Origin of the sequence: Sporosarcina sp. FSL K6-6792, from assembly GCF_038004885.1 — a bacterium.
GTDB classification, from domain to species: domain Bacteria; phylum Bacillota; class Bacilli; order Bacillales_A; family Planococcaceae; genus Sporosarcina; species Sporosarcina psychrophila.
Genome location: NZ_JBBOSA010000001.1, coordinates 2,864,645 through 2,890,490 on the forward strand (window position 1 = coordinate 2,864,645; position 25,846 = coordinate 2,890,490).

30 protein-coding genes are annotated in these 25,846 nt (G+C 42.3%); 6 read left to right on the forward strand and 24 right to left on the reverse strand.

Annotated features, from left to right (window positions below; genetic code table 11):
* Positions 1-174: 174 nt before the first annotated feature.
* Both MKZ26_RS14000 and MKZ26_RS14005 read right to left on the reverse strand, forming a co-directional pair.
* On the reverse strand, positions 175-495 hold the full coding sequence (locus tag MKZ26_RS14000; RefSeq protein ID WP_067204413.1) for a DUF4183 domain-containing protein: 321 nt from the start codon (positions 493-495) through the stop codon (positions 175-177).
* A gap of 89 nt (positions 496-584) precedes the next feature.
* Complete coding sequence (locus MKZ26_RS14005) at positions 585-998, reverse strand: DUF4183 domain-containing protein (protein ID WP_340766558.1); 414 nt, start codon at positions 996-998, stop codon at positions 585-587.
* 275 nt (positions 999-1,273) lie between these two features.
* Here MKZ26_RS14005 and MKZ26_RS14010 point away from each other — a divergent pair, with 275 nt between their 5' ends.
* Positions 1,274-1,900 (forward strand): flavodoxin family protein, encoded by a 627-nt coding sequence (locus tag MKZ26_RS14010; RefSeq protein ID WP_067204408.1) that lies wholly within the window; start codon positions 1,274-1,276, stop codon positions 1,898-1,900.
* Positions 1,901-2,022: 122 nt separating this feature from the next.
* Here the strand turns inward: MKZ26_RS14010 and MKZ26_RS14015 are convergent, their stop codons facing one another.
* The gene (locus MKZ26_RS14015; RefSeq protein WP_338654227.1) at positions 2,023-2,874 is read right to left on the reverse strand and encodes a dimethylarginine dimethylaminohydrolase family protein; all 852 of its coding nucleotides are present in this window, start codon (positions 2,872-2,874) and stop codon (positions 2,023-2,025) included.
* Between the two features lie 132 nt (positions 2,875-3,006).
* On the opposite strand from MKZ26_RS14015, the gene MKZ26_RS14020 reads away from it, so the two are divergent.
* The gene (locus tag MKZ26_RS14020) at positions 3,007-3,744 is read left to right on the forward strand and encodes a YqcI/YcgG family protein (RefSeq protein ID WP_340766559.1); all 738 of its coding nucleotides are present in this window, start codon (positions 3,007-3,009) and stop codon (positions 3,742-3,744) included.
* Positions 3,745-3,845: 101 nt separating this feature from the next.
* Here the strand turns inward: MKZ26_RS14020 and MKZ26_RS14025 are convergent, their stop codons facing one another.
* From MKZ26_RS14025 to MKZ26_RS14095, 15 genes are all read right to left on the reverse strand, one after another.
* Positions 3,846-5,156 (reverse strand): D-serine ammonia-lyase, encoded by a 1,311-nt coding sequence (locus MKZ26_RS14025; RefSeq protein ID WP_340767660.1) that lies wholly within the window; start codon positions 5,154-5,156, stop codon positions 3,846-3,848.
* Between the two features lie 148 nt (positions 5,157-5,304).
* A complete protein-coding gene (locus tag MKZ26_RS14030; RefSeq protein WP_340766560.1) occupies positions 5,305-6,057 on the reverse strand; it encodes an Rpn family recombination-promoting nuclease/putative transposase in 753 nt (250 codons plus the stop codon).
* A gap of 199 nt (positions 6,058-6,256) precedes the next feature.
* Positions 6,257-7,144, reverse strand: coding sequence for a D-alanyl-D-alanine carboxypeptidase family protein (locus MKZ26_RS14035; RefSeq protein ID WP_340766561.1), 888 nt, complete (start codon positions 7,142-7,144; stop codon positions 6,257-6,259).
* A gap of 110 nt (positions 7,145-7,254) precedes the next feature.
* The gene (locus tag MKZ26_RS14040; protein WP_340766562.1) at positions 7,255-7,425 is read right to left on the reverse strand and encodes a hypothetical protein; all 171 of its coding nucleotides are present in this window, start codon (positions 7,423-7,425) and stop codon (positions 7,255-7,257) included.
* A gap of 482 nt (positions 7,426-7,907) precedes the next feature.
* Entirely contained in the window at positions 7,908-8,726 is an 819-nt protein-coding gene (kynA, locus tag MKZ26_RS14045; RefSeq protein WP_340766563.1) for a tryptophan 2,3-dioxygenase, read from the reverse strand.
* Positions 8,719-9,369, reverse strand: coding sequence for an arylformamidase (gene kynB / locus MKZ26_RS14050; RefSeq protein WP_340766564.1), 651 nt, complete (start codon positions 9,367-9,369; stop codon positions 8,719-8,721). The genes kynA and kynB overlap by 8 nt, the downstream gene beginning before the upstream one ends.
* Positions 9,366-10,631, reverse strand: coding sequence for a kynureninase (kynU, locus tag MKZ26_RS14055; RefSeq protein ID WP_340766565.1), 1,266 nt, complete (start codon positions 10,629-10,631; stop codon positions 9,366-9,368). Before kynU ends, kynB begins: the two co-directional genes overlap by 4 nt.
* Positions 10,632-10,866: 235 nt before the next feature.
* Positions 10,867-11,478, reverse strand: a complete 612-nt coding sequence (locus MKZ26_RS14060; RefSeq protein WP_067204387.1) for a response regulator transcription factor — start codon at positions 11,476-11,478, stop codon at positions 10,867-10,869.
* A gap of 1 nt (position 11,479) precedes the next feature.
* The gene (locus tag MKZ26_RS14065) at positions 11,480-12,610 is read right to left on the reverse strand and encodes a sensor histidine kinase (protein WP_187046357.1); all 1,131 of its coding nucleotides are present in this window, start codon (positions 12,608-12,610) and stop codon (positions 11,480-11,482) included.
* Between the two features lie 94 nt (positions 12,611-12,704).
* Complete coding sequence (locus MKZ26_RS14070; RefSeq protein WP_067204381.1) at positions 12,705-13,757, reverse strand: fatty acid desaturase; 1,053 nt, start codon at positions 13,755-13,757, stop codon at positions 12,705-12,707.
* A gap of 215 nt (positions 13,758-13,972) precedes the next feature.
* On the reverse strand, positions 13,973-15,226 hold the full coding sequence (locus MKZ26_RS14075) for a GGDEF domain-containing protein (protein ID WP_340766566.1): 1,254 nt from the start codon (positions 15,224-15,226) through the stop codon (positions 13,973-13,975).
* Positions 15,223-15,963, reverse strand: coding sequence for a 3-oxoacyl-ACP reductase FabG (gene fabG, locus MKZ26_RS14080; protein WP_067204377.1), 741 nt, complete (start codon positions 15,961-15,963; stop codon positions 15,223-15,225). Before fabG ends, MKZ26_RS14075 begins: the two co-directional genes overlap by 4 nt.
* A gap of 241 nt (positions 15,964-16,204) precedes the next feature.
* Positions 16,205-16,534: a bacillithiol system redox-active protein YtxJ gene (ytxJ, locus tag MKZ26_RS14085; protein ID WP_067204374.1), complete on the reverse strand. Its 330-nt coding sequence runs from the start codon at positions 16,532-16,534 to the stop codon at positions 16,205-16,207.
* Positions 16,535-16,553: 19 nt separating this feature from the next.
* Positions 16,554-18,167, reverse strand: coding sequence for an aminotransferase class V-fold PLP-dependent enzyme (locus MKZ26_RS14090; RefSeq protein ID WP_340766567.1), 1,614 nt, complete (start codon positions 18,165-18,167; stop codon positions 16,554-16,556).
* A 4-nt stretch (positions 18,168-18,171) separates the two neighbouring features.
* Positions 18,172-18,744 carry a glycerol-3-phosphate acyltransferase gene (locus MKZ26_RS14095; RefSeq protein WP_340766568.1) on the reverse strand — a complete coding sequence of 191 codons (573 nt, stop codon included), beginning with the start codon at positions 18,742-18,744 and terminating at the stop codon, positions 18,172-18,174.
* 154 nt (positions 18,745-18,898) lie between these two features.
* On the opposite strand from MKZ26_RS14095, the gene MKZ26_RS14100 reads away from it, so the two are divergent.
* Entirely contained in the window at positions 18,899-19,558 is a 660-nt protein-coding gene (locus MKZ26_RS14100) for a phosphatase PAP2 family protein (RefSeq protein WP_340766569.1), read from the forward strand.
* Between the two features lie 180 nt (positions 19,559-19,738).
* Here MKZ26_RS14100 and MKZ26_RS14105 read toward each other — a convergent pair whose 3' ends face one another.
* Entirely contained in the window at positions 19,739-20,236 is a 498-nt protein-coding gene (locus MKZ26_RS14105; RefSeq protein WP_340766570.1) for a hypothetical protein, read from the reverse strand.
* 113 nt (positions 20,237-20,349) lie between these two features.
* On the opposite strand from MKZ26_RS14105, the gene MKZ26_RS14110 reads away from it, so the two are divergent.
* The 3 genes from MKZ26_RS14110 (at position 20,350) to MKZ26_RS14120 (ending at position 21,602) form a co-directional block, all read left to right on the forward strand.
* Positions 20,350-20,679 carry an MGMT family protein gene (locus MKZ26_RS14110; protein WP_340741184.1) on the forward strand — a complete coding sequence of 110 codons (330 nt, stop codon included), beginning with the start codon at positions 20,350-20,352 and terminating at the stop codon, positions 20,677-20,679.
* 190 nt (positions 20,680-20,869) lie between these two features.
* Complete coding sequence (gene mscL / locus MKZ26_RS14115; RefSeq protein ID WP_187046348.1) at positions 20,870-21,256, forward strand: large-conductance mechanosensitive channel protein MscL; 387 nt, start codon at positions 20,870-20,872, stop codon at positions 21,254-21,256.
* A gap of 190 nt (positions 21,257-21,446) precedes the next feature.
* Positions 21,447-21,602 carry a hypothetical protein gene (locus tag MKZ26_RS14120; RefSeq protein ID WP_340766571.1) on the forward strand — a complete coding sequence of 52 codons (156 nt, stop codon included), beginning with the start codon at positions 21,447-21,449 and terminating at the stop codon, positions 21,600-21,602.
* A 563-nt stretch (positions 21,603-22,165) separates the two neighbouring features.
* On the opposite strand, the gene MKZ26_RS14125 is transcribed toward MKZ26_RS14120, so the two are convergent.
* The 5 genes from MKZ26_RS14125 to MKZ26_RS14145 are packed head-to-tail and all read right to left on the reverse strand — an operon-like array spanning position 22,166 to position 25,842.
* On the reverse strand, positions 22,166-23,107 hold the full coding sequence (locus tag MKZ26_RS14125; RefSeq protein WP_340766572.1) for an ABC transporter permease: 942 nt from the start codon (positions 23,105-23,107) through the stop codon (positions 22,166-22,168).
* Positions 23,085-24,008, reverse strand: coding sequence for an ABC transporter ATP-binding protein (locus MKZ26_RS14130; protein WP_340766573.1), 924 nt, complete (start codon positions 24,006-24,008; stop codon positions 23,085-23,087). The genes MKZ26_RS14125 and MKZ26_RS14130 overlap by 23 nt, the downstream gene beginning before the upstream one ends.
* Position 24,009: 1 nt before the next feature.
* Positions 24,010-24,708 (reverse strand): ABC transporter ATP-binding protein, encoded by a 699-nt coding sequence (locus MKZ26_RS14135; RefSeq protein WP_340766574.1) that lies wholly within the window; start codon positions 24,706-24,708, stop codon positions 24,010-24,012.
* Positions 24,701-25,069, reverse strand: a complete 369-nt coding sequence (locus MKZ26_RS14140; RefSeq protein ID WP_187047744.1) for a GntR family transcriptional regulator — start codon at positions 25,067-25,069, stop codon at positions 24,701-24,703. Before MKZ26_RS14140 ends, MKZ26_RS14135 begins: the two co-directional genes overlap by 8 nt.
* A 2-nt stretch (positions 25,070-25,071) precedes the next feature.
* Positions 25,072-25,842, reverse strand: coding sequence for a hypothetical protein (locus MKZ26_RS14145; RefSeq protein WP_338654268.1), 771 nt, complete (start codon positions 25,840-25,842; stop codon positions 25,072-25,074).
* Positions 25,843-25,846 lie beyond the last annotated feature (4 nt).

The following is a 25,846-nucleotide window of genomic DNA, read 5'->3' on the forward strand; positions in this document are numbered from 1 at the left end:
AAAGAGAAGATACCCATCACGGATATCTTCTCTTTTTGATAGCTGAAATTGGCAGATTCGCGGGGAAAATTACTTTTTGAGGATTGGAATTTCTTCCTGTGAGGAATTTAAATCGGGTATAGATTGGTATCCATATCCATCGATAAGCTTGTCCCACATAGCCAAAAATTCCAGTTAAGTTACTGTTACTAACTCTACTGCTTCTATAACCAATGGAGTTCCAGCAGAAATACTGCCGGTGACAGTATTAAAGGTCAATTCTGTTGCAGAAATTGTATACGAATCGCCCTCTTGTAACACACCATTTAAATAAAAATTATAGTAGCCATTTGTTACTACAGGAAAAGCCGTTGCAGCCGTTCCACTGTCATCCAAAAAAGTAGTTGCAGCGACAGTAGTACCATCTTCGACAACTAAAGGTGCTGCCAATACATTAAAAAACCTCGTCGAAGTACCTGAAACGTTCACGTTAATATTAATAAGGGTAAGCGCCATTTAATTCACCTCCTTTCGTCTTTAGTATAGTAAATGCAGAATTCGATAAGATGACAGGGCTGTCCATCTAAAAAGCTAAACTAATTTCACTAAATTAGTTTAGTCGAAAATGACAGCAATTCAACAATAATGGGCGTACGCGCATAAATTATGGCATTAGCCGGGCTAATCGTTAGGCTATTCGTACTCACTTCATACATTCCACCTTCTTGCATTAATGCATTAATGTATAAATTAGCATAGCCATTTGGGCTGAAATTCATAAATTCAATCGTTGGACTCCCATCATCGTTATAAAATAGATTTGCTGGAATAGTTACCCCGTTAGTCACATTAATGTTAGCTACGGGAATATAAAAATATCTTTTCACAGTCGGTATGATACTAAATTCAGAGTTATTTGTTGGGATAACTTCTATAGGTGTCTGGCATACAATCTTTTGGCTATAGTTTTTGTAATCAATCATTCTTACTACTTTTTTACACTTTTTATGTCTCTCCATGATCTTATTGCCCCCCTACCATACTATATGATGATAGGTAGTTAGCCGACTGACCGTTTCGCCCTGTTCGACAGACAATTATTATTGGCTACTTTGACATACTATTTTTATTGTCGCTCAAAATTTAAAATCCCCCTTAGCTGTGGGTTTATGATCCTTTTTGTTCCCAATCGGTAGGACGTTCATGTCCATTCTGAATTGTTCTTCAAGACGTTTTTGATTGGCCCTACAGGGTACTCATAGAGTAGAAGACAAAATTACAGAGGAGGATTTTGATGCGCCCGTTGAAAGCACTAATTTTGAATGCGTCGTTGAAAAGTTCGGAGGAGGAATCGAATACGGAGGCACTTGCGAAGAAGGTCTGCCAAATTTATGACAATGAAAATATCGTGGCAGAGGTCGTTAGACTGGCAGATTACGCGATCTCCTACGGAATGAGTCCTGATATGGGAGATGGCGATGAGTGGCCACAAGTATTTGAAAAGGTCAAAGAAGCCGATATTCTTATTATTGGTACACCGCTTTGGCTTGGAGAAAAAAGTAGTATAGCAACGCTTGCCATTGAAAGATTGTATGGAAGTAGCGGAGAGACAAATGATAAAGGACAAGCCATTTATTATAATAAAGTAGGCGGTGTTGTTGTAACAGGTAACGAAGACGGAGCAAAGCATGCCGCCGCTTCCATTCTTTATGGGTTATCGCATATTGGGTTTGTCATTCCTCCGAATGTCGATACATATTGGGTTGGAGAAGCAGGACCAGGACCATCTTATATCGCTGCAGGTCAAACAAATGATTTCACAAAAAAGCATGTTGAATTGCTTGCTTATAATACGATCCATCTTGCTAGAATGCTGAAAGAACATCCAATTCCGGCACAAGGGAATTTGCTTGATAGCTGATGCACAAGAAAGCACCCTCGATGGGTGCTTTCTTTTTGATATTAAGACAATGGCTATGTAGGAATACCTTTATATTCCCTAACAATAAAAAACCCCACTTCACAGCGAGGTTCACAATCGTTCTATTCCCTATTGACTGGCATTGAACAACACCTAAAAGAGCCACCGGATTTAATGATTTCATCGAATTCGACTTCAATAACTTCGAATCCGTGCGCACGTATTTGTGCATTGACTTGTTTGTTTTGAGGCAGGCTGAATACTTTTTTATCGCCGATTGACAAGACATTGGTACCCATTGTGAATTGTTCTTCTTCGGAAACCTCAATGAGCTTGTATGTTGCCGTCAGCATATCGACAATGCTTGGATCAAATGCTTTCGAGAAAATCAGTCCTACTTCAGGTGATAGGATGTTAAATACGCAGTCTAGATGCAGGTATTTTTCATCGAAAGGAACAGGAATAATCGTGTAATCTGGAAGATCATCTTTTAACTTTTCAGCTGCTTCTATGGATGTCCGGCTACTAATGCCAACAAACAATGTGCCGCGATCGACGATGACGTCTCCACCCTCTACATGATCAGTTGTGGTTTGGAATGAAATATCCTCGTCTTCAAGCCATTCCTCGAGTGCTTCTTCTTCCCCTTTACGAATATCGCTTGCCATTTCGGAGACAAAAATGTCATCTCCTACAGTAAATCCGATATCCCTTGTGAAGACTTGTTCCGGAAATTTTTTGGATGATGGCAGCTTGATGACTTCAACTCCGTGTTCTTTGAGGAGTTCTTCAAATTGTTTATGTTGTTTCATTGCCAATTCAACATTTATATTTTCATCTTCGTATTCTTTCTGTACGTCGTTAATCACTTCTTCAATAGCCATAAACCTAGGCTGGCATAGGATTACACGGCGTAGCGTATCATACTCTGTATTGCATTTTGTAGTGTCTGAATTTTCTATAGGGGAATTCATGCTGGATCCTCCAATTATTTTTTGTCTTCTTTACACTTCCCCATCAAATTCTATTTAAACATTTTAGTGGTTTTGTCCCCCGCCTAAGGGGAATGGGTATATATAGAGATTGAGATAAATGGAGGGAAAATAATGATTCTGAAAGATAAGTTTTTATTGACAAAAGAGGATTTTACGGAGCGTAGTGATCTGCCTAATTGGCTGTTAAAGGAATATCGGACGTTCCATGAGACTGTGACGGATAAGACGTTTCCTTGCTATTTCGGTATGGGAGGAGAGCTCAAGGGCGAATTGCGCTATGGGTATGTGACACAGAATGACTGGTCCAATTTGCCCGAAACGTTGAAGTCGTTTTTGGCGCTTTTCGACAACCCCGCACATAAACGGCATGGATTATTCGTGTTTGTTGAGCCATTTGAAACAGAAGGTTCTTTGGATGAGTATCGGCAGCAGTTCTGGGAAATGTTGCAGTACTTGCACGGAGTAGATGAAATTGAATGGCCTGCCGATAGTCCCCACGATCCTGCTCATCATCTATGGGATTTCCGTTTTCATGGCGAGCCGATTTTTGTGTTTGGCAATGCACCGGCCTACAAGCAACGGAAGACGCGGAATCTTGGCAATGCAATGGTACTCGGTTTTCAGCCTCGTCGCATATTCGAGGGATTGAAAGGGACGGAAAAAGGCGGGGTCATGTCGCGGGAAAAAGTTCGTGAACGCGTGGAAGTGTGGGATCAGTTACCAAAGCATCCGGATATTAGCCATTTCGGAGATCCAGAGCACAACGAATGGAAACAGTTTTTCATTGGGGATGATGTTGAACCGATTCAAGGACAATGTCCATTTTCACATAAAGAGAAGATGAGCTAGTTGGTACCCAATAAAGACAAAAAACCTCACACAAGTGTGAGGTTTTTTATTATTCGCAATTATTTCCCAACTTAATGTCGATTTCCCGGGAAATAACGGGATTATTTCCCGCCCATATCATAATACGAATTCATCTCTGCTTCAGGGACCATACTGCCACCTGTTGCCCAGACAAGATGGGTAGCATTTGCTGAATTAGCATCCCTCACATTTCCATGGATAGCTTGTACTGGACCAGTCATCCCCGCGAGTGCGGACGGCTCGAGTCGAATATTTTCTGTGTCTGCGATCAGTTTCAATAACTTGAACATCGTTTCGTCCGCAATCGTATAACAGCCAGATAATAACGGTTCCATTGTCTTGCCAACGAAACCAGATGCTGTACCAACTGCGAGTCCATCTGCAACGGTTTTATTGTCGAGACCGAAGTCTTGAACTGAAATCTTGTCGTGAAGACCAGTCATCATACCAAGCATCATGCACGGGGAATGCGTCGGCTCTGCGAAGAAACAGCTGACTGCATCGCCGAACACGAGCTTCATTCCAAATGCTACACCTCCAGGGCCGCCACCGACACCGCAAGGCAGATAAACGAACAGCGGGTTGTCTTTGTTAACGATTGTGCCACGCGCTTTCAACTGCGCCGCAACACGTTCCCCCGCCACTGCATAGCCTAAAAATAAGTCGAGTGAGTTTTCATCATCAACAAAATGACAAGAAGGATCTGCATCCGCTTGGCGACGCCCTTCTTCAACAGCTTTACTGTAGTCATCGGCGTATTCAACAACTGTGACGCCTTTTTCGCGCAGCATATCCTTTTTCCATTGTTTCGCATCTGCGGACATATGGACAGTGACATCGAAACCGAGCTTGGCGCTCATGATGCCGATGCTTAGGCCCAGGTTTCCTGTCGATCCGACAGCGATTTTATGTTTCGAGAACAGGTTGTGGAATTCCTGCTCTGCAAATTTAGTATAGTTGTCAGCAGTTGTGATCAATCCGTGCTCAATCGCAAGTGTTTCGGCATGTTTTAGGATTTCGTAAATGCCACCGCGCGCTTTGATTGAACCTGAAATTGGCAGTGCGTTGTCTTCTTTCAGGAGAAGTTCACCTGAAATAGCTGCTTTGTATTGATTGGAAAGCGCTTCTTTCATGTTTGGAATAGCGGTAATCGGTGATTCGATAATACCGTTCGACACTTTTGTTTCCGGGAAGACACGCTCGATATATGGCGCGAAACGTTTCAGACGGTCTGATGCGTCTTTGACATTTTCTGCAGTCACGCCTGTTTTTTGAAGACCAGTTGATGTCGACTCTACTAAGGGATTGAGCCAGAGCACTTCTTCACGTGCTGTCATCTGTCCGATGAGCGGAAGCTTCTCTTTCCATTCATTTACTTGTGCTTTTTCCATCATTTTATCGCCTCATTTTTTTGAATGTTGTATGAATAGTATAACATGTGAGGTGATTTAGAATCATATTCCTCGTCGTATCCCTTCATGAATACCTCTAATAATTAAATACAGCCCTACCAAGAGTATCGGTAAGGCTACACTTTTTTCATTGTATTTGGTTGATGATAGCATGTACTTTTTCTTCGGGCATTTTCATAACCCTCGTAATCATTTCAACTGAAAACCCTTCTGCATGCATGCTGAGAACAGTTTCTTTTTCACCTTCCTCTTTACCTTCCTCTTTACCTTCCTTTTTACCTTCCCTCCTAGCTTGCTCCCTTCTCGTCGCTTGGTCCGATAGCCATTTATCACGTGCTATTGCACGTTCACGCATTACTTCATCTTCACTAATCCGATGCAATTCATCATAGGCCTTTTCGATTCCCATGTCAGTCATCGCAACCTCCCCCTTTGTTTTATCATCTCCAGACAGAAATAACATCCACTTGGTTAATAGATCTTCATCAGTCAATTCTTCAGTCATCTGTACTTTGGGCAGCTCCAAAACGTGAATTTCTAAGTGGTCTGTAAATTTGATAAGCTTTTCTTTTTCCATTAAATGAAACGTACTATGAAAATGGTCATTTTGCAAGAACTTGAAATTTGTAATAGATATTTGAATTGTTTTGTTAAGTTTTTCATAAGCCTCACCAGACTTTAATTGTCCAAGATACATTCTTGCCCAATACAACAGCATACGATTTTCAAAACCGCTATGATACTCCAATTGCATCTCGATATCAATTTCTACATTTTCAGTTGTTCGAACCCGAATATCCAAAATCGAATATTTCTCGTCCACATATTCTGCCCCGAGGTATGAATTTAGGAACATAATCTCTTCTACTTCTTCAGTCAATATTGCATTCAGCAAAAATTGCTTTAAACACAAGATCATTCCTTACGTCTAATAACCTACCTGAATACTTCTCCGGCTCTTCCCTTACAAGTGCGACCATTTGAGCGCCTCCTGTTTTAGTATTCACTTCATTATAGAACGTAGGTTATATGTGTTCAAATATTTAGTTATTTTATATTCCACTTTAAGCACATATCTATTAATTCAGCACAAATCGTTCAATCAGCTCTCTCGTCAAATCAAATCGAGGAGTTGCGGTATCTCCGCCCTCTGCTGCAACATCTATGACAACTGAAATAATGCGTCGTCCATCAAAGACTCCAGTACTAGCAAAGCAGGAACCCGCCTGATCTGTGAAGCCGGTTTTCAATCCATCGATTCCCGCCAATGCTTGAGGCATACCCGCCAACATCAAGTTGGTGCTCCACAACGTAGTGCCATTACCCGTTTTGAAGCTCGGCAACTTTGTATAGTCGAGCACTTCGGGATGCTTGGCAATTAGCTTTTGTGCAATTACTGACACGTCACGTGCAGAGGCATGATTCGTTTGCTCATACCCTTTGCCAATATAATCGCCGTCAAGTCCGCTGGCATTGAAGAAAGTCGTCTCTTTCAGACCGAAACTTTTCGCCTGTTTATTCATCAATTCCACAAACGCTTCTTCCGTTCCGCTAACCATTTCGGCAAGCGCCATCGCCGCGTCATTTGCAGAGTTGACCGTCATCGCAGTAAACAATTCTTTCAATGTATAAACGTTTCCCGCTGTTATTCCTAGTTTGACGGCAGCTGATTGTCCTGCAATTTGTTGTAGCGCCTTACTTGGCTTGTATGTGTTTTCCCATGCTAAATTACCGCTGTTGACGGCATTCAGCACGAGATACTGCGTCATTAATTTGGACATACTTGCGATTGGTAATGGTTCTGCACTATTTTCTTCGTAAATTACTTTACCCGTATCCGCATCGATAAGAATGATCGCTTTTGCAGCAGTAGCTAAATCTACTGTCTCCAAGGTTTTTTCTTTGTTATTCATCACAACTGTAACGCTCAATATAATGATCACTAGTATAAAGATTAATTTCTTCATGTTTTCCACACCTTTGCAGTAATAAGAGTTCATTACCTTAATTATGAATGATAATAATGAAGAATCGCCTAGTATAAACATGAAGAATTTCTTAAGTTTTAGTACACGGGTTACTTATAAAAACGATTAATTAACCAAACTACTATTAAAACTGCACCGAACACAAACCAAATACGTGCAAGCAACTTTTCCCTCTTCTGCTTATCTTCCATATTTCTCGTCAGAAAACGTACAAATAATTCTACCGCAATTGCCAAGATAATAATTAGTATCCAACGCATGTTTATTCCCCCATTTCTACTGTAATCATGATCCCCGATTATTAAATCCAATGCGCTAATTCTATCATTGATTGCAGGCGTCTGCCCATAATTTGGAACGCACACACAACCCCCGTCCTTCCGGAATATGCTACTATAACAACTCAGTAATGGTGGTGCTTATTAATGGAATTAACAATGAGTCCACCTATCGATGATTGGTAATTTCATGCACAAACATCGATAGGAAAACATAAATTCAAGCACATAGTTCGCTTACTGGATATTTCAAGGTTGTGGCAATGAACCACAGCGGTTCGCGGAGGGGAACTACTGTCGACGGGCAATCAGTTCGACAGGTTTATTGCTGGCACACTTGCCTCCAACTAGTGAACAAGAAAAATTGATTTGAAGTTGTTATAAATACAATACTAAAACTCCGCCAACTATATTTGTTGGCGGAGTTTCTAGGGCTATTTTTTTGATCATCATTCTTTGCTTGATTATAACTTCGTCCGAACATCCCATAACTCCGGAAAGAACTGATGATCAAGGACAGACTTCAAATAATTCACACCTGACGAACCGCCCGTCCCCATTTTAAAGCCGATAATCCGTTCAACAGTTTTCATATGACGGAAGCGCCACTGCTGATGACTGTCTTCGATATCGACAAGCTTCTCCGCCAGCTGATATAAATTCCAGTGATCATCGACGTTGCGGTATACTTCCAGCCACGCATCCGCAACTGTCGTATCCCCTTTGTATGTAACTGAGAAATCGCGTTCGAGCAGTTCTGGGTTTATCGCGAAGCCGGCACGTGACAGCGCACGTATTGCCACATCGTAAATCCCCGGTGAACGGAATGCGGCCTCTAAATCACTTGCGAGCTCGGGATCTTTCTCGTAAATCTTCAAAATATGCGGTTGCTTGTAACCAAGTGCGAACTCAATAAGCCTGTTTTGGTAGGATTGAAAGCCTGATGCACGGCCTAAACTGTCCCGGAACTCCATATATTCAGCAGGCGTCAATGTCGACAGCACATCCCACGCCTGGATAATTTGCGTCTGTGTTTTTGACACGCGTGCCAGCATTTTGAATGCTTCCGGCAATTCATCTTTTTCGATTAAGTCGATGGCTGTATTGAGCTCATGTAAAATGAGTTTCATCCATAACTCACTCACTTGATGAATGACGATGAACAGCATCTCATCATGATGTCCGGACAAGCGCTGCTGGCTCGACAGCAATTTGTCGAGATTCAAATACTCGCTGTAGGTCATATTATCTCTAAAATCCGTGTGAATTCCTTTTTCAGTCATGATTGGTGTGCCCCTCTGCCATTGATCGCAATACGGCACGAACTGGGCTACCGTCGCCGTCTTTTAGCGGAAGCGGTAATGCAATTAGTTCATAATCGCCTGGTTCCACTGCGCTGAGGACGATGTTTTCTAAAATCATCACGCCGTTTTCATTGAGGGAATGATGGCTACTGACTGTTTTGCTTGTTTCAGGGTCAACAGATGGCGCGTCAATACCGATGAGCCGAACCCCTCTCTCTTTCAATAAAGGACCGATATCTTCACGCAAATACGTAAAGTTTTCCGGAAATACATTCGGATCAGGACGGCTGCCAGTTTTCAATAAAATCCGTTCTGCCCCACCGAAATCAAGGTCCTCTAGATCATCCCTTCCAATACTCTCTTTTCCTGAAACATCGAGTACACGCGCCCGTCCGATGTATAAATCAATTGGTAAATCGAGTACTTTTAATCCGTTATTATCGAAGTGAAACGGTGCATCGATATGCGTTCCCATATGCGTACTTGTCGTTAACTTACCAATATTGACTGAACCTGTTTCTGCTTTGGTGTAGGCAACTTCATATGAAAATGGTGTGTCACCTGGCCATTCGGCGATATTATTTTGCAGCGGTTGTGAAATATCAATCCATTTCCCCGTCATGCGACGACACCTCTTTTATTCTCAAATTTTTCATAGCGTTTTTCATCCATAATCCGTTTTAGTTTCTGCACAGTATGCCAGACGTCTTCGAAGGAATTGTATAACGCAACCGGCGCAAGTCGAACACCATTTGGCGCACGGAAGTCCGGGATGACACCATCTTCTTTCAACGCTTTGCAAATACGTGCAGCCTCGACATGTTCAAGCAAGATATGGCCCCCACGTGATTCGTCTACTGGGTTGCCAATTGTGAAGTCGTGGTCAGACAGTTCCTGTTGAATTAACGCCAGCATATAGTCTGTCAGCTGAAGTGACTTTTCACGTACTTTTTTTATGCCTACTTCTTCAAACAATTCCAGCGCACCAATGACCGGCGCTAAACTGAGTACGTGAGGCGTCCCAATTTGATAGGCAGCGACGTCCAGTGCCGGATCCATTGTATGATCCATATCGAATTGCGATTCCTTTTTCGAACCAAACCACCCTGCCAAACCTGGCGTTGTGCCGAAATGCTTGTCATGGACGAACAGTCCTGCGACGGACCCTGGCCCCCCATTCAAATGCTTATATGTACACCAGAAAGCGAAATCCGCGCCCCAATCATGCAAGGCGTGTTCAACCGCACCAATCGAATGACATAAATCAAAGCCAATCGGGATACCTTTTTCATTCGCAGCTTTCGAGAGTTTCTCCATATCGAGTATTTGCCCACTTCTGTATAAAACGGCTGGAAGAACGATGAGTGCGATGTCTTCTGTCATTGCTTCGATGATATCGTCTTCATTTAAAAATCGACCATCCCTGCTTTTCACCTGGTCAAGATGTTCGTCTGGATTAAAACCTTTCAGTGCTAACTGGCTTTTTAGTGCATAAATGTCCGAAGGGAAATTGAGTTCATCGGCAAGAATCTTTGTTTTAGTCCCTGATGGTTTGTAGAATGTCGCGGCAAGCTGATGCAGGTTCGTCGTTGTCGAGCCCGTTGCAATAACCTCACTTTTTGTTCCCCCAACAAGTGGCGCCATCTTTTCGCCGACCGACTCAGATAGGTAGAACCACGGATTATCACCTTCTGTCCAGCCGTCTATGCCCAGTTTTTTCCATGAATCGAGTAAATTATGCAGCGTTCGCTCCGCTCGTTTTGACAGTAATCCGAGTGAATTACCATCCATATAGATGATGTTTTCGAGTAGATAAAACTCGTCTTTATATTTTGCGAGACTGTCTTTCTCGTCGAGTTTTCTTGCATAATCAATGCCAAACATGTTCGGTTCCCCCTTGTTTGAACTTTCCGTCTTTAGTAAAAGTGTAACATATTTGGGTTGTACTCGTAATGGGGTTTATTGCTGGTGCGCCCCGGTTTATCACCGTCTTTGGGCGTGTTATCACCGCCATGCCCTTGTTTATCACCGTCTTGGGGCGCGTTATCACCGCCACGCCAATTTCAGACGACAAAAAACCGACATCACTGTCGGCTCACCGTCTTCTTATATACTCAATTCACTTAAACCAGCCCTTCTCCTTAAACCGGGATATCGCTTCAATCCGGTTTCCAACGCCAAGCTTATCTAAAATCGTGGAGATGTAATTTCGCACTGTACCAGGCGTCAAATACAACTCGCCAGCGATTTCTTTCGTGGTCTTCCCTTCAGCAATAAGTCCGAGCACTTGGCTTTCACGCTCCGTTAGCGGATTTACCGTCTCATCCCCGTCCCCGTAGGCAATGTCAACGAGTTCTGGTGCGTAAATCCGTCTGCCGTCCATTATCGTTCGGATTGAACTGACAAGCTCTTCAATCGGACTGTCTTTCAATAAATAACCGCGTACGCCTGCTTTCCTCGCACGTTCGAAGTAACCTGTTCTGGCAAATGTCGTCAGGATAATGATCTTACAAGGTTCATCATGCAGCGCTTCTGCTGCGTCAAGCCCTGTCATCACCGGCATTTCAATGTCCATGATGCAGACATCCGGCTGATGTTCTTTCACCAGCGCAACCGCTTCTTCCCCGTTTTTTGCTTTTCCGACGACTTCCATATCATCTTCCATATTCAATAATGATCCAAGTGCTCCAAGCATCATCCCTTGGTCTTCCGCTATGACAATACGTATCACATCAATCACTCTCCATAATATGTTGTATGACCGCAGGAACACGAATCGATAATTTTGTTCCTTCGCCACCTTCGACTCGAAGGCTTCCATTAACAAATTCAAGTCGCTCGCGCATGCCAGTCAAGCCATTGCCAGGTGACGTTTCTCCGCCCCTAGTAATGCCGATTCCGTCGTCTATCACATTGATGACAAATTCATTCGGTAGTTGTTCAAACGACACGCAGCAAGTTTTGCCAAAACTATGCTTCACAACGTTTGTCACGGCTTCTTTCAAACACATACTTAGCACGCTTTCAACGATGGCCGGGATGTTGGTGAACGATGGATTCCCCTTAATGGTGTACTCCATTTCAGCTGCCTTCAACATCTGCTTAATGCGAATCACTTCATCTTCCAATTTCGTTGCCCGCATGCCCGCCACTAACTCCCGAACTTCCTTCAGCGCTGTGCTGGCTGTCTGCCTTATATCCTGTAACTCTCTTTCGGCAGCTCTAGGATCACGAGACACGAGCTTGCCAGCTAAATCACTCTTTAAGCCAATCAATGATAGCTTTTGGCCAAGTGTATCATGTAAATCACGAGAAATCCGTTCCCGCTCCTCCACTATAATTAACTCCGAAATCCGTTCGTTGGCATGTTCCAATTGACCTACCAAGTTTTCACGCTTATTTCGGTTGTATAAATTGAATGGCAATAATACGATACCAATCACCGAGATGAGGATGAAATGAACTTGCGGAAGAAATAACTCGAGTTCGATGAAAAAACCTGCGACAATCGCAATGATTGTAATGGCAATATGTAGCCCGTATATTATGAAGAATCCAACTTGATTGCGAATATTACCTATGAAAAACGCAGTGAATATGGATAAATACACATAGCCGAATAACAGTGTCATAACGACGTTAATCACAATTTCAAAACTGATCCACATATAAACAAGTCCGCTTTTCGATTTGAATGAAAATCGATACGACAGGAAAAATAAGAATAACAATGAAATCCCAATGGAAATTTCAATGGGCGACGATGATCTGAATATGAAAAAGAATGGCAGAAAACAAAATACTGCCCACGCATAAATACTAAGCCAAGGGTTTTTCGGGAAAATACTATACCAACTTTGCATATCTTTGTTTCACCGTCCTGTCTATACTTTCCATTGTACCAAATAGTGAGACGAAAAAAACAGCCATCCTCTGAAGAGATGGCTGTTTCAAGTATTATTCTGCGTCTAAACTTGTGCGTTTCGGTTTCAAATCGATTGAAGAACTTGCTGATTTCAGCATATGCTTCACGTCTTTAAACGCGATAAACCTTTTTTTCTCAGGATCATATAAACGGTAACGGATTGACGACAAACTTTCTTTAATCGTAATCGTTGTTGCTTGGTGAAGAGGTGGTGTCGATTCATGTGCTATTTCCAAGTTGTAATTCGGAACACGTGGTGACAAGTGATGGACATGATGGAAACCGATGTTTCCTGTCGCCCACTGCAACACACGCGGTAACTTGTAGTATGAACTGCCATCAATAGCAGCTTTCACATAATCCCACTCAGATTCCTCTTCAAAATACGAGTCTTCAAATGTATGTTGAATGTAGAATAACCAGATACCTAGTGCTCCTGCAACGAACATGGTTGTTCCTTGTATAAGAACGAATGCCTGCCAGCCGATAAGTAAAATCATACCTGTGTAAAGGGCAACAAGTATTGCGTTCGTCAAATACGTATTGTTACGCTCTTTCTTACGTGCATCTTTACGGTTGAAACGGCTTGAGATAAGTACAAGGAAAAGCGGGCCGAAACCAAACATTACGATTGGGTTACGGTATAAACGGTAAGCAAAACGCTGCCATTTTGATGCTTCAACGTACTCTTCAACCGTCATGACCCAAATGTCACCTGTACCGCGCTTGTCGAGATTCGAGCTTGTTGCATGGTGAATCGAGTGTTCACGTTTCCATTTTTCATAAGCAAACAGTGTAAGAACACCAGTAATGGTACCGACGATATCATTTGTTTTTTTGTTTTTAAAGAATGAACCGTGCGTGCAATCATGGAAGATGATGAATGTCCGAATGACAAATCCTGCTGCAATAACACAAAGTCCAAGCGTTAACCAAATTGACACCGACAAACTTTGGTACGCCAAGAACCATAGGACTATAAACGGTATAACAGTATTGATAAGCTGCATAATACTTTTCTTTTTATCTGACTTAGCAAAAGGGGCAACGTCTTTGTGTAGCTGTTTTGTTTTTTCTTTAGACATGTTGTATTATCCTCCTTCAATCTTATGTTCTTTTTCTGATTCGCTATCTTGAATCTAATGATAAAGAACTTTCGGACTTCACAGAAGACATAACTGTCATGATTTTCGATATGACAGGTGTCACTTATTGTGAATTAATTCACAAGGATAGGTTTTCGATACAAAAAGGGCTTAACCTAGATTTCCGGGTTAAGCCCTTCTTATATTGTCCTTATTTAACTACCATCTTCAGCAGTCACACGATTACGTCCTGTCCGTTTTGAGTCGAACAATAAGTCATCTGCATATGTATGGCCCTTTTCGATGCTTGTATGATCTGTAAAACGCTTGTAGAAAAGGCCGAACGAAGCAGTATATGAGATATGTTGTGGCTCGCCTTTGAACTCAGCTTTTACAAAACTTCTTTCCACTTCTAGACGCAAACTTTCGACAAGTTCCTTTACCCCGTCATAGTTACGATTGCGTATAAAGAGCGTGAATTCTTCACCACCCGTCCGAAACAGGCAATCATCTTTTTCTAGATGATTCTGCAGCAGCTTTGCAAAATGGATGATTACGGTATCACCGACCGCGTGATTGAAGGTATCATTCACCTTTTTAAACTGGTCGATATCGCATACGACTACCCCGAATGGTGCATCGTACAATTTAGGCTGTCCCATTTGTTTATCCATGAACGCCCGATTTCTAGCCCCTGTCAGGAAATCTGTGTATGCCATTTCTTCAAATTGATTGCGCTCCAATTTGTCTTGCATATTTTGCGACTTCAATACAAACGAACGACTGACAATGTAATTCAGCATGAACAGTGCAATGAGTGATTCCCATCGTCCTTCTATCAGAAAAACGAATAGCAAGGCATTTGTAAAACCCGTTTTCCAAAGATCAAGTATACTCCGATCCTTTAGGAACGCCCATGCAGCTTGACGGGTTTGAATACTTTTTTCCAAGTACAGCAAAGTTAATAACGTCAAATCCGATATATACATCGTTATGCCATTGAGTAAAAGGATGAGCAACCAGAAGCCAAATGGGAACGGGGTAAAATAAGGGATGAATGCGTAAAACAAATAATACCCTGCCACATTCGACAACGTGAACGCCCCAATATTGTACAGTGTATCAATGACTGAATCTGAGCGTTTTTCATTCTTTATTTTCCTTAGTAGATAGACAGACGACCTGTATACGATCTGATAGAGAAATACACCATATGGACCGGCAAAAAGAACGAATGCCAAGCCATAACTGATGCCATATTCAATATTTAGTTTCCCTGTTTTCGTCCAGGTTTGTAAATGATTATACAATATTGAAAATAACCAAAATAAGAAAAGGCCGAAGTAGAAATGCTGCGCTTCAATCTCCACTTTTTCTGCGGTGAGAGACAAAGCAGCTGCAGCTAGAAAAAGGGAGAGGTTGAAAATAGCGTTCGGTTTCACACCCCACCTCTTTTTCTTTACCCTCATTTCAACATACCACCATCTACTTCTAGGACGGTCCCGTTAATAAAATCAGATTCATCGGAAGCTAAAAACAGATAAGCATTCGCTACGTCTTCTGGCGTACCAAGTCGAGTATACGGCGTCATCATCTTAATTTGCCCTAAGATCTTTTCTGGAATCGTATCAATCATATCTGTTTCGATGAAACCGGGAGCGACAGCGTTTACATTGATGCCCTGTCGACCGAACTCCTTCGCCCATGTTCTTGTCATACCAATGACGCCCGCTTTTGCCGCGGCATAATTCGTTTGACCGACGTTGCCACCCGTTCCCGCGATCGAAGACGTATTAATGATTTTCCCTTTCCCTTGGCTAAGCATTGTCGGAAGGAACGCTTGCGTACAATTAAAAACACCCGTCAAATTCACGTCAATCACTCGCTTAAAGTCATCCACTTCAAGCTTCAGCATCATCGCATCTTTTGTAATACCAGCATTGTTAATGAGGATATCCACTTTGCCAAACTGTTCAATCACTTTTGTGGCCATCTCTTTGACATTTTCACTATCGGACACATCCGCCTGGAAGAAAGCGGCCTCGATTCCCAATTCATGCAGTTGTTGCGCTTTCGCCTCTCCAGCCTTTTTATCAAAATCAACGATAGCAATCTGTGCTCCATTTTTCCCAAAAAGCTTGGCAGCGACTGCACCAATTCCATTTGCTCCACCTGTTATGACCACTGTTTTATATTGTAAACGCATGTAAAGAACCTACTTTCGCTTATGATTTAATAGACTATTTTAATAACTCTTATATTACCATATTTATTAGCACGCCATAAGGAAATTTCCAAGAACATAAGCGCAAGCGTTTGTTCAACCCTATCAAATAGTAAGGATGCAGCTCAATCTCTCCCGGAAAGCCTCATACAGGACGAGATTGTATAATTTCCTAGACAATAAAAAACAGATACCCCTCGAATGGAGTACCTGTTCCACCTTATTAATTTCCGTAGTTCTCCACTGCTTTTTTAATCTGGGGGCCGCTAATCGAGTAATGAGTCGCCTGCCAGACTGCTTGTCCATCTTTCAATAAAAACAGTTGGGGCGATTGGTGTTCAACGTGCAGATTACTTTCGATTTCATTGGAAACGGGCCGACTTTCCTGTACTTTAAGAAAGTATTTCGGTACCTCTTCTGCGGATGTCTCAAATGCATTGTAGGCTGCTGCACTAACTGGACACGTCGTACTATGTTTTAAAACGAACAAAGGATTCTCTTTCGATTGTTCCAATACGTCATACCACTCATTAACAGTGCGTAATTCTTTCATGATCTTCAGCTCCTTCTATTTAATATGTTTTCCCGTTAGAGTTAGTCGTAAACACTTGCTCATCTACGGATGTTAACCAAGAGAGCAGTTCAAGCATTCTGTTTAACTCTTTTTCCGCTACATTGTTCATACATGAAATTTGAAGCCAATTTCTTTCGCGTAAATAAGCGCTCTCGTAATGAACATTGAAACCATTCAAAAACAGGTTATCCCCCAGCTGCATTGCGGATAAACCTTTCGGTAAAGCAATCGTAACAATTGCATCTGCAGCATATTTCTCCGACGCCAAGATTGTCAAACCTGCCTGTTCAACGGCGTTCCTGACTTTACGCGCACGGTTTGAAATAGCCGCAAAGACTTCTGCCGGCTGCTCAAATGTCAGTAAAGCCGTGTCGAGCGCAGATACCAAGTTGGATGACTGGGTATACGGAATCCCTCGTGCTGCTGCATAAGTACCTAGGTCCAAATAGCGCGGCAAGTTATCATTTGCGGGGATTTCTTCATTATGAAATACGAAAGATAGACCTGTATAACTTAATAGTCCTTTGCCACTGACACCTGTTGCATAAGCAACTCCAGTGAGATCAACCGCTGTTGTCCCAATCGCACTCACACAATCCACAGCGAGTGTAATACCGAATTGTGAACAGAACTTTTTGAATGAATTCAAATCGTTCAGCACACCCGTCGACGTTTCGCAATGGACAACCCATAACCAACTGTAGCGACCCGAGCATAATGCAGCTTCAATTTCGTCGGCATCGAAAGGGGTCCCCCACTCGATTTCCATTGTGTCAAACCCCATTCCAAAACGCTGGGCATGATCAGTGAGTCTAAAGCCAAATTCCCCGTTCACAAGTATAAGACCTTTACCACTGTGCATACTTAACTGAGCCGCAACAACGTCATTCGCAAGCGTACCTGTCCCTTGAAGGAGTTGAACGTACTTTGCACCAGTCAGCGCGGTCAGCTTATCTTTCACGCGTTGCAAAACACTTTCAAATTCAGATGAACGATGTGAGAATGGTTCTGCCATCACAGCCTTTCTTACGTCTTCAGAAATTGTTGCAGGACCTGGTAGGAAATTGACGAGTGGTTTTGAAATCCTGCCCGCAACGCCCGCTTTAAATGTTTCTTTCGTCAAATACATCGGCTGGAAGGCAGCTTCCGCTGTCCCCGTCAATTGTGCAAATGGTAAAAACCCTAGTTGTCCATATAATTTCTGTTCTCGAACCGTTCCCGAGATGAGCGCAGCATCATAGCCCGCTTTAAGGCAATATTGGACTAACGCCTGGGTAAGGCCAAGAAATGCCCTGCCATTTCGATAGTCCTGTTCAATCGCAAGAAGCCTGATTTCTACAGGGTTTTTGGATTGAAACGGTAAGTGATGTTCGACTGGACCAATTTTTCCATCGAGCGAGAATGGACGTTCACTTCGTATCGCGATCATTCCGACGACCCGATTATCTTTCTTGCAAATTATATATGTATTTTCATCATGAAATTTGTCGACAAGCTTTCTTGATTCGTTTTGGTCATGCTGCGGAATCTCCTCGGCAAACGTACGGTAATTCAACTCATGAATCTGTTCGAATTCCAAAGCCGTTTCTGCAATTTTATAAATAAAACTCATTCTATCAACCCTTTTCTGGCATAAGTTTCTGCTTCAAGTCAGCTCGATGTGTAAATAAAAGAAGTAGCGATAATAAGCAGGCTGCTATGAATACAGGAATTCCATATGAAAATGCTAGTACTAAAATCGGCATCAATAGGACCGCAGTTAGTCCGGCTAATGTGAAGCTTTTTAGGAACGGATAGAATACGAAGAATAAGCCCACAAACACAGCAAACAGTAGTGGATTGAATGCAAGCATACCGCCTATGAAAGTGGATACTCCCATCCCGCCACGAAACTTCAAGAATAGTGGATACACATGTCCTAAAGTCACAGCGAATAGCGCACAAAGTTCTACGGCCACTTCGAATCCAAGCCACTTGGCAACGAAAATAGCCAGTGCCCCCTTCAATGCGTCTCCGATGAATGTCGCAACGAATGCTTTTTTGCCAAGCACCCTCCCGGCATTACGTGCTCCAGGATTTCCGCTTCCTTCTATTCGTATATTTTTCTTAAAAAAGAAATTACTAATAATCGAGCCTGTCAGCACATTTCCCAATATGTACGAGCCAACTACTAAAAGTATGAGTGTCATAATCGATCCTTTATGGTAAATGATAGGTTCTTTCTAGTGTAGCATCTTTCTTGAACTTTTATAAAAACTTTTCAACTTGTCCGTCATGATTATTCTTTGTCGTTTTCACTTAGAAGTAGTATACAATTATAGTTAATCGAAAGGAGTGCATTCAGTGCGTGAACTATCATTTCGTCTTCTAGTAGCATTTGTTCTTTGCATCTTCTTCGGTATAGCTTTTGGATATATCGCTGACGCTGTAGGGAATGAATCGATAGTACATTTCGATACTGCTGTTATTGGATTTGTCCAAGGACTGGAAGCACCATGGCTGACATCTATTATGAAAGTGTTTACGTGGATTGGTTCAGGTTACGTCGTTGCTCCAATTGCCTTGATCGGATTTATCGTCTTATACTTTGTACTGCGCTACCGTCATCAGGCGTTTCTACTGATTGCTGTGATTGCCGGAACCGTCTTGTTAAACGGCGCGCTCAAAATTTATTTCAAGCGAGAACGACCGGAAATCCATCGTATAATGGACGCGAATGGCTTTAGTTTTCCGAGTGGTCATTCGATGATGGCATTCGCTCTTTACGCAATTATTGCGTATATCGCTTGGCGTAATGTAAAAACAACAACGAGCCGTGTTGTTCTTGTTTTATTCACTGCCATTATGATCATCATGATCGGCACGAGTCGTATTTACCTTGGCGTCCACTATCCAAGCGATATTGTTGGAGGATACGCAGTAAGTGCACTTTGGGTAACGATTGCCATTTCAGCGTACGCGTATTTTCAGAACAAACTTAAGAAGACCGTTTCACGTCGATGAATGACGTGAAGCTGTCTATTTAAGCTGCACGACTAGTCAGTTGAAGAGACTGGCCTTTTTTAATTCATTTCCTGGGAAATCCCCATAAGGCGGTACTATGCTACAAAACCACCAACGCCAACTATGACAATTAGCGAAATAATTCCCATTCCAATATATTTTAAGGAACCAAACTACAATCTACCCAAAATACCTGATTGTTTCTTCCTCTGTAAGTATTTTTGGCGTAAGTCCTCCAAGTTCAATGTACTCTGTGCGCCCATTTATTTTTATAATGAAAACATTACTGGTTTTCGTAGGCGATATCGAATCGGCCCAGATGTTTTTAGTCGAATAATAATCTTTTATTTCCTGCGCGATGGATAAAGGGATTGACGCGTTAGCAACAATGAGCGAGTTATCTTCCTTAGACTGTAACGCCTGCGCTTTCGGGTCATTCTGGTCATGAATCTTTTGCAATAAATCAATGACCTCCCCGAAACCGATGATTAGAATTCCACAAATAGAATATATGAAAATGGGATATAGAAAACTACCTATCCCGATTCCATTCGAAAATACCCCACCGAACGTCATGATAAATATAAATCCCTGAATAATGCCCCATGCAATCACAGCCAGCCCGACAACTTTTAACGCAAACCCAATACCTGTGCGCTTTGCGAATAATTCGTCCATCCAAGTCAATCCCTTCCATTTTCGAACTCTTCTATTGTAACTATACGTACGTTAATGGAATTAGTTTCATTCGGATTTTGGTACAATGAAATAACGCGAGGAGGCTGTTGTTTATGAATTTATTTACAGAACGTGTCATCAGGATCATCCAAGGTATACCTGCTGGCCATGTCATGACGTACGGCCAAGTTGCAGCTGCAGCTGGAAGTCCACGCGGTGCTAGACAAGTCGTGCGGGTATTGCATTCAATGAGTAAAAAATATGAGTTACCTTGGCATCGGATCATCAATGTGCAAGGCGGTATTTCAGCTCCCGCCAATGCGGAAAGCAAAGGGTATGACCAACGGGGATTACTCGAGATGGAAGGAATTAAATTTAATGAGGATGGAAAGGTAGATTTAACTGTATATCGCTGGTTTCCTCTTGACGGCGAAGAGGGTTAAAGAGGGATTGGTACATTCTCAGCATCCCTTTTTGTAAATCTGTAATCGATATGATAGGATGTGTTAGGGAACTTTCGTTAATCTATATTAAAGTTCTATGGAACTAACTTATACTGTTTCCATAGGGGGTATTAACGTTTTACAGCTTGCCCGTTCTATGAAAAAGTTTAATGGATTAGGAGTGAGACATATGTTGAAAGACTTTAAAGAATTTGCACTCAAAGGCAATGTTATCGACCTTGCCGTTGCAGTTGTAATCGGGGCAGCATTCGGAAAGATCGTGTCATCCCTGGTAGAAAATATTATTACACCTTTAATTGGACTACTTTCAGGGGGCGTCGATTTCTCCGGACTCAGTTATACTTTTCTTAAAGCTGAAATCAAGTACGGCGTATTCATCCAATCTGTTTTCGACTTTATCATCGTCGCATTTGCAATCTTTATGGCAATCCGATTAATGATGAAATTTAAACGAAAAGAAGACCCAGTAGTTGAAGAAGCATTACCTGAAGTGGACCCTAAAGAAGCGCTACTCATAGAAATCCGCGACTTGCTGAAAGAAGGAAAAACACTTTAAGATTTATTTAAAAGAAGGACAATCCCAACGTTGGGATTGTCCTTTTTTGATTATAGTGTTATTCGATTCCAATTATCAAAAGCCAAAAAATCTTCCTCCAAACAACAGATTGTCAGGCATTTGATCGGTTTGAGGTTATTTATGATCGGTTGGCAGATGGATATGCTCGGTTAAAGCCGGATATGATCAATTGGCTAAATATATGATTGGTCTAGCATGGATATGCTCGGTGGGAGCAGGATATGATCGATTGGTTAAATATATGATTGGTCTAGCATGGATATGCTCGGTTGGAGCCGGATATGATCGATTGGTTAAATATATGATTGGTCTAGCATGGATATGATCGGTTAGAGTCGGATATGATCGATTCGTTAAATATATGATTGGTTTAGCATGGATATGCTCGGTTGGAGTCAGATATGATCGATTGGTTAAATATATGATTGGTTTAGCAATGGATATGCTCGGCGGGAGCCGGATATGATCAATTGGATAAATATATGATTGGTCTAGCATGGATATGCTCGGTTGGAGTCAGATATGATCGATTGGCTAAATATATGATTGGTTTAGCATGGATATGATCGGTAGGCCACGCTTTATGCTCGGTCAAGGTAGATAATATGATCACTCACCATGCAGGAACAGATTTAATCCAATAACCAATCCGCCACAATTGGCAACACTAGGCCCTAGATAACATTGCCTGTCAATCTCAGTGGTGGTATAATGGAAACAGGATTTATTGTCTAAAAGGAGTGATAGTCAATGTGGTTCATATACATCATGTTCGCACTGTTTGCATTCGTACTCGTTGGTAATATCGCAGGTCTAATTCGTACATTCAGCAGTCATAAATAAGTACATGAAAAAAGCCCTCCATTATCGGAGGGCTTTTTTTGCATGTTACGCGGTTATATCGCGTTTGATGAATGTTGTATAACTGATAATGAGGAAGATCACGATATAAACTGCAAGAACGGCGAGTGAAAACGACATCGTAATGCCTTCTACAATCCGAAAGTCCGTTTCATAGATTGTCAAATCCATATGCGTAAAGACAATGTATTTCACGACTTCATATTTTGCCAGCAGCATAACCAACGTCGAGCCCATAAAGTAGATGAATAATGACAACCCGATTGCAAGTGAGCTGGAACGGAAGACGCTACCAATCATGAATGCAAACGTTGCTGTCACAAAAACATTTCCGAATGACAGGAGCAGTATATAGAGCCCTTTCCCCCAAACAGATACTTCAACAACTTCTTTACCATTCCAAACAAGTTCTTGCCCTTGGCCGGATTGGAAGAAGAGATATGCGCCAAATATAGATACAATAAACCCGATGAGCATAAGTAGAATACCGAACAAGATGACTGTCACATACTTCGACGTTAATATTTTCCATCTCTTTACAGGACGGGATAATAACATCTTAATCGTTCCTTGCGTAAATTCAGAAGCGACAATGCCCGCAGCAACAATAACCGTCAGTAAAACAGCGATGGAGCCGATACCACCTGAATTCATAATCATACTTTCCCGACTATTGCCGGTCAGCGGTTCTATTGAATTCGCAAGGCGGTATTCCAGAACTTTCTCTTTGTCTTCTAGACGTTCCCGTTCGCTGTCCACAAGTGTTGTGGTTCCGAGCTGCTCTTTTGTAATGGTCAATTCGCCTTGCACAGATGTTTTCCAATCTGGTTCATCGTAATTAGACATCGTATCGATCCATTTCGTCAGACCTAACATTCCTAAAATCGCAACAACGAGTAGAGCGGTCATAATCCAAGTTGCTTTTTTACTCCATAGTTTCATCCATTCATTTTGTATGAGCTTCAGCAATCTGGCCACCTCCAGTCATTTCTAGGAATTGATCTTCGAGCGTCTTGCGGTGCGGCTGAACTGCAAACAATTGCATCTCATGTGCCGCAATCTGCTGGATGAGCCCTGGAATTTGTGTTTTCTCTGCATTGATGATAAATCCTTCTTTGTGCGCTTCCACATTGAACCCTTCAGCTTTTAGCATACTTTCCGCCGTTTCCGTTGGGAATGCTTCAATGTAATAATGCGATTCCTGTTCCTCTGTCATATCACGAATATCAATTAGTTTGCCATTCTGAATGACCGCAATCCGGTCACACATAAGCTCAATTTCCGACAGCATATGGCTTGAAACGAAAACCGAAACACCTTCTTCTTCCGCAATCATCTTGAGATACGTCCGGAACTCGCGAATTCCCGCTGGATCCAGTCCGTTCGTCGGCTCATCCAGGATCAGAAACTTCGGACGGTGCAAAAGTGCCTGCGCAAGCCCCAGTCGTTGCCTCATCCCGAGTGAATACGTCGAGACCTTTTCATGGATACGGTTCTGCATGCCCACTTGGTTAATAACTTCTTCGATTCGTGCCTTCGTAACGCCATCGTGCATACGTGCAAAATGCAATAAGTTTTTATAGCCGGACATGAACTTATACATTTCTGGGTTTTCAACGATAACGCCGACCTTGGAAAGCCCCTCTTCAAAATCATCAGCAAGTAATTTTCCGTCGATGATGATATCTCCGCCCGTCGCCTCCATTAGCCCAACCATCATCCGAATCGTCGTCGTTTTCCCAGCCCCGTTCGGACCGAGGAATCCTGTAATTTGTCCCGGATACAGTGACAAACTCAAATTGTCGATAATCTTTTTTTTGCCAATCGTTTTCGATAAATTCTTCAATTCCACTATCGGTTTCATTTCCATGTCAACTTCCCTCCCTAAACAGTGACACCATCCATGAGGTGGCATCTTTCCCGTACGTATCGCGGATTACGTCAACCGCTTCGTGCGCGATTATTCGTCCCCCTCTTAGTACTACGATTTCATCGAGCAATGGTTCCACTTCTTTTAATTCATGCGTCGACAAAAGGACGGTTTGTCGCTCCGGATCAGTAAAACGGATAAGCCCTTTCGCGATATCATCACGCACCATCGGATCCAGGCCGGAGAACGGTTCATCTAGCAAATAGTAATCAGCTTCACGCCCAAGAGTCACTGCAATTTTGACACGTCCGCGGTTCCCTTTTGACAAATTTTTTATTTTCGAATCAAGAGATATATTCAAAAACTGCGCAATTTCTTTAGCTTTCGCCGTATTAAAATCAACGAACTGAGATTCATAAAACTCAATAAGCTGACCTACCGTAAAATACGGATAGAATAGATCCGCGTCTGGCATATAAGCAATATTGCTTGCCACTTTGCGCGTAATGCGACTTCCGCTGAACGTTGCCCTTCCCGAATCCGGCGTCACTAACCCAGAAATCAGTTTCAACAGCGTCGTTTTTCCACTACCATTCTCTCCGACAAGGCCGATGATTTTTCCTTGCGGCAAGGAAAGCGTAAGGTCTTCAAGCGCTTTCCTCCGGCCGTACTTTTTCGTTATATTCTTCAGTTCAATCATCTTTTCCACCCCGTTCTTGTAGGTGCTGCAGCATTTCAGTCGTCGTAAAACCCAGTGCTTCAACACTTTGAATGAATGACGTCACAAGCTGTTCCTTCATTTCATTACGAAGCATAGCGATCTTCAATTCATCTTCCGTCACAAAAGATCCCTGGCCCCTCTTCGTTTCGGTGATTTCCATCTGCTCCAGCTCCTTATAGACGCGTTGCATCGTATTGGCATTCACACCGGCTTCAACAGCATAATCACGAACAGATGGCAATTTCTCCCCAGGATTCAGCGTTCCACGAATAATATCGCCCGTAATCAGGTCAATGAGCTGCTGATAAATTGGTTTGTCTGGAAGAAAATCTATGCCCATCATTACAACCTCACTTTCTTTTCAAACAACATTGCTCCAGCAACGAAATAGAGTGCCGTCAACAAACCGTAGAGGATAAGACTGCCGATTGTTAAAATCGATCCGCTCGGGACAATATAATTGTTAAACATTAAGAAATCTACCGTTTTAATCGGGCCATGCATTGGCCCCATTTCCATTACTAGTTGGAGTGTTTCCGTAAACCAGACATATCCCCATCCAATGATCCATATGTTGACCAAGGCAATAATCACGATGATTGAGAACAAGCCAATATGGGAACGAAACACTTGGTATATCGACCAGAAGAAAAAAACGATTGCCATTACATAAATAGCGTTCAACAAAATGACAACACCTACACTAAGATATAAAAACAGATCATCTACAAGAGGAACCGCCCCATCGCGCGCGTAATTGGAGATAGCTGCAATCGTCCCGCACAACAAAAGCGAACAGCCAACAGTTAGGACAATGAGTGAGAACTTTGCGTAAACAAGCTGCCGTATTGATGCTGGGGAATGAAGCCAAATGTCTAGACGCCCCATTTCCTTTCCAAGGCTATCGAAAAATAACGATACCGCCATAATCAAATGGAGCATGAAACAAAGGGCAATCATCGGTTGAATTGAAGCGTAAAAGTCTTCCGGCAACCCATAAGCTATGCGATTTACTCCCAAGTATTGAATCACACTAGTGATTAATACAAAGATAACAAGTCTCCATTTCATTTGCGCCCATTCTTTTCGCAATAATCCTAACCATTTTTTCATATGG

What these genes read in the sequence shown, in the direction of transcription:
- MKZ26_RS14000 (WP_067204413.1), bottom strand. Translation starts at nt 495, where the DNA reads ATGGCGCTTACCCTTATTAATATTAACGTGAACGTTTCAGGTACTTCG.
- MKZ26_RS14005 (WP_340766558.1), bottom strand. Translation starts at nt 998, where the DNA reads ATGGAGAGACATAAAAAGTGTAAAAAAGTAGTAAGAATGATTGATTAC.
- fabG (WP_067204377.1), bottom strand. Translation starts at nt 15,963, where the DNA reads ATGCGTTTACAATATAAAACAGTGGTCATAACAGGTGGAGCAAATGGA.
- MKZ26_RS14070 (WP_067204381.1), bottom strand. Translation starts at nt 13,757, where the DNA reads ATGTCTAAAGAAAAAACAAAACAGCTACACAAAGACGTTGCCCCTTTT.
- MKZ26_RS14035 (WP_340766561.1), bottom strand. Translation starts at nt 7,144, where the DNA reads ATGAAGAAATTAATCTTTATACTAGTGATCATTATATTGAGCGTTACA.
- MKZ26_RS14015 (WP_338654227.1), bottom strand. Translation starts at nt 2,874, where the DNA reads ATGAATTCCCCTATAGAAAATTCAGACACTACAAAATGCAATACAGAG.
- MKZ26_RS14075 (WP_340766566.1), bottom strand. Translation starts at nt 15,226, where the DNA reads ATGAGGGTAAAGAAAAAGAGGTGGGGTGTGAAACCGAACGCTATTTTC.
- mscL (WP_187046348.1), top strand. Translation starts at nt 20,870, where the DNA reads ATGTTGAAAGACTTTAAAGAATTTGCACTCAAAGGCAATGTTATCGAC.
- MKZ26_RS14145 (WP_338654268.1), bottom strand. Translation starts at nt 25,842, where the DNA reads ATGAAAAAATGGTTAGGATTATTGCGAAAAGAATGGGCGCAAATGAAA.
- MKZ26_RS14095 (WP_340766568.1), bottom strand. Translation starts at nt 18,744, where the DNA reads ATGACACTCATACTTTTAGTAGTTGGCTCGTACATATTGGGAAATGTG.
- kynB (WP_340766564.1), bottom strand. Translation starts at nt 9,369, where the DNA reads ATGACGGGGAAATGGATTGATATTTCACAACCGCTGCAAAATAATATC.
- MKZ26_RS14020 (WP_340766559.1), top strand. Translation starts at nt 3,007, where the DNA reads ATGATTCTGAAAGATAAGTTTTTATTGACAAAAGAGGATTTTACGGAG.
- MKZ26_RS14040 (WP_340766562.1), bottom strand. Translation starts at nt 7,425, where the DNA reads ATGCGTTGGATACTAATTATTATCTTGGCAATTGCGGTAGAATTATTT.
- MKZ26_RS14130 (WP_340766573.1), bottom strand. Translation starts at nt 24,008, where the DNA reads ATGGAAATGAAACCGATAGTGGAATTGAAGAATTTATCGAAAACGATT.
- MKZ26_RS14140 (WP_187047744.1), bottom strand. Translation starts at nt 25,069, where the DNA reads ATGGGCATAGATTTTCTTCCAGACAAACCAATTTATCAGCAGCTCATT.
- MKZ26_RS14105 (WP_340766570.1), bottom strand. Translation starts at nt 20,236, where the DNA reads ATGGACGAATTATTCGCAAAGCGCACAGGTATTGGGTTTGCGTTAAAA.
- kynU (WP_340766565.1), bottom strand. Translation starts at nt 10,631, where the DNA reads ATGTTTGGCATTGATTATGCAAGAAAACTCGACGAGAAAGACAGTCTC.
- MKZ26_RS14010 (WP_067204408.1), top strand. Translation starts at nt 1,274, where the DNA reads ATGCGCCCGTTGAAAGCACTAATTTTGAATGCGTCGTTGAAAAGTTCG.
- MKZ26_RS14135 (WP_340766574.1), bottom strand. Translation starts at nt 24,708, where the DNA reads ATGATTGAACTGAAGAATATAACGAAAAAGTACGGCCGGAGGAAAGCG.
- MKZ26_RS14090 (WP_340766567.1), bottom strand. Translation starts at nt 18,167, where the DNA reads ATGAGTTTTATTTATAAAATTGCAGAAACGGCTTTGGAATTCGAACAG.
- kynA (WP_340766563.1), bottom strand. Translation starts at nt 8,726, where the DNA reads ATGACTGAAAAAGGAATTCACACGGATTTTAGAGATAATATGACCTAC.
- MKZ26_RS14025 (WP_340767660.1), bottom strand. Translation starts at nt 5,156, where the DNA reads ATGGAAAAAGCACAAGTAAATGAATGGAAAGAGAAGCTTCCGCTCATC.
- MKZ26_RS14065 (WP_187046357.1), bottom strand. Translation starts at nt 12,610, where the DNA reads ATGCAAAGTTGGTATAGTATTTTCCCGAAAAACCCTTGGCTTAGTATT.
- MKZ26_RS14110 (WP_340741184.1), top strand. Translation starts at nt 20,350, where the DNA reads ATGAATTTATTTACAGAACGTGTCATCAGGATCATCCAAGGTATACCT.
- ytxJ (WP_067204374.1), bottom strand. Translation starts at nt 16,534, where the DNA reads ATGAAAGAATTACGCACTGTTAATGAGTGGTATGACGTATTGGAACAA.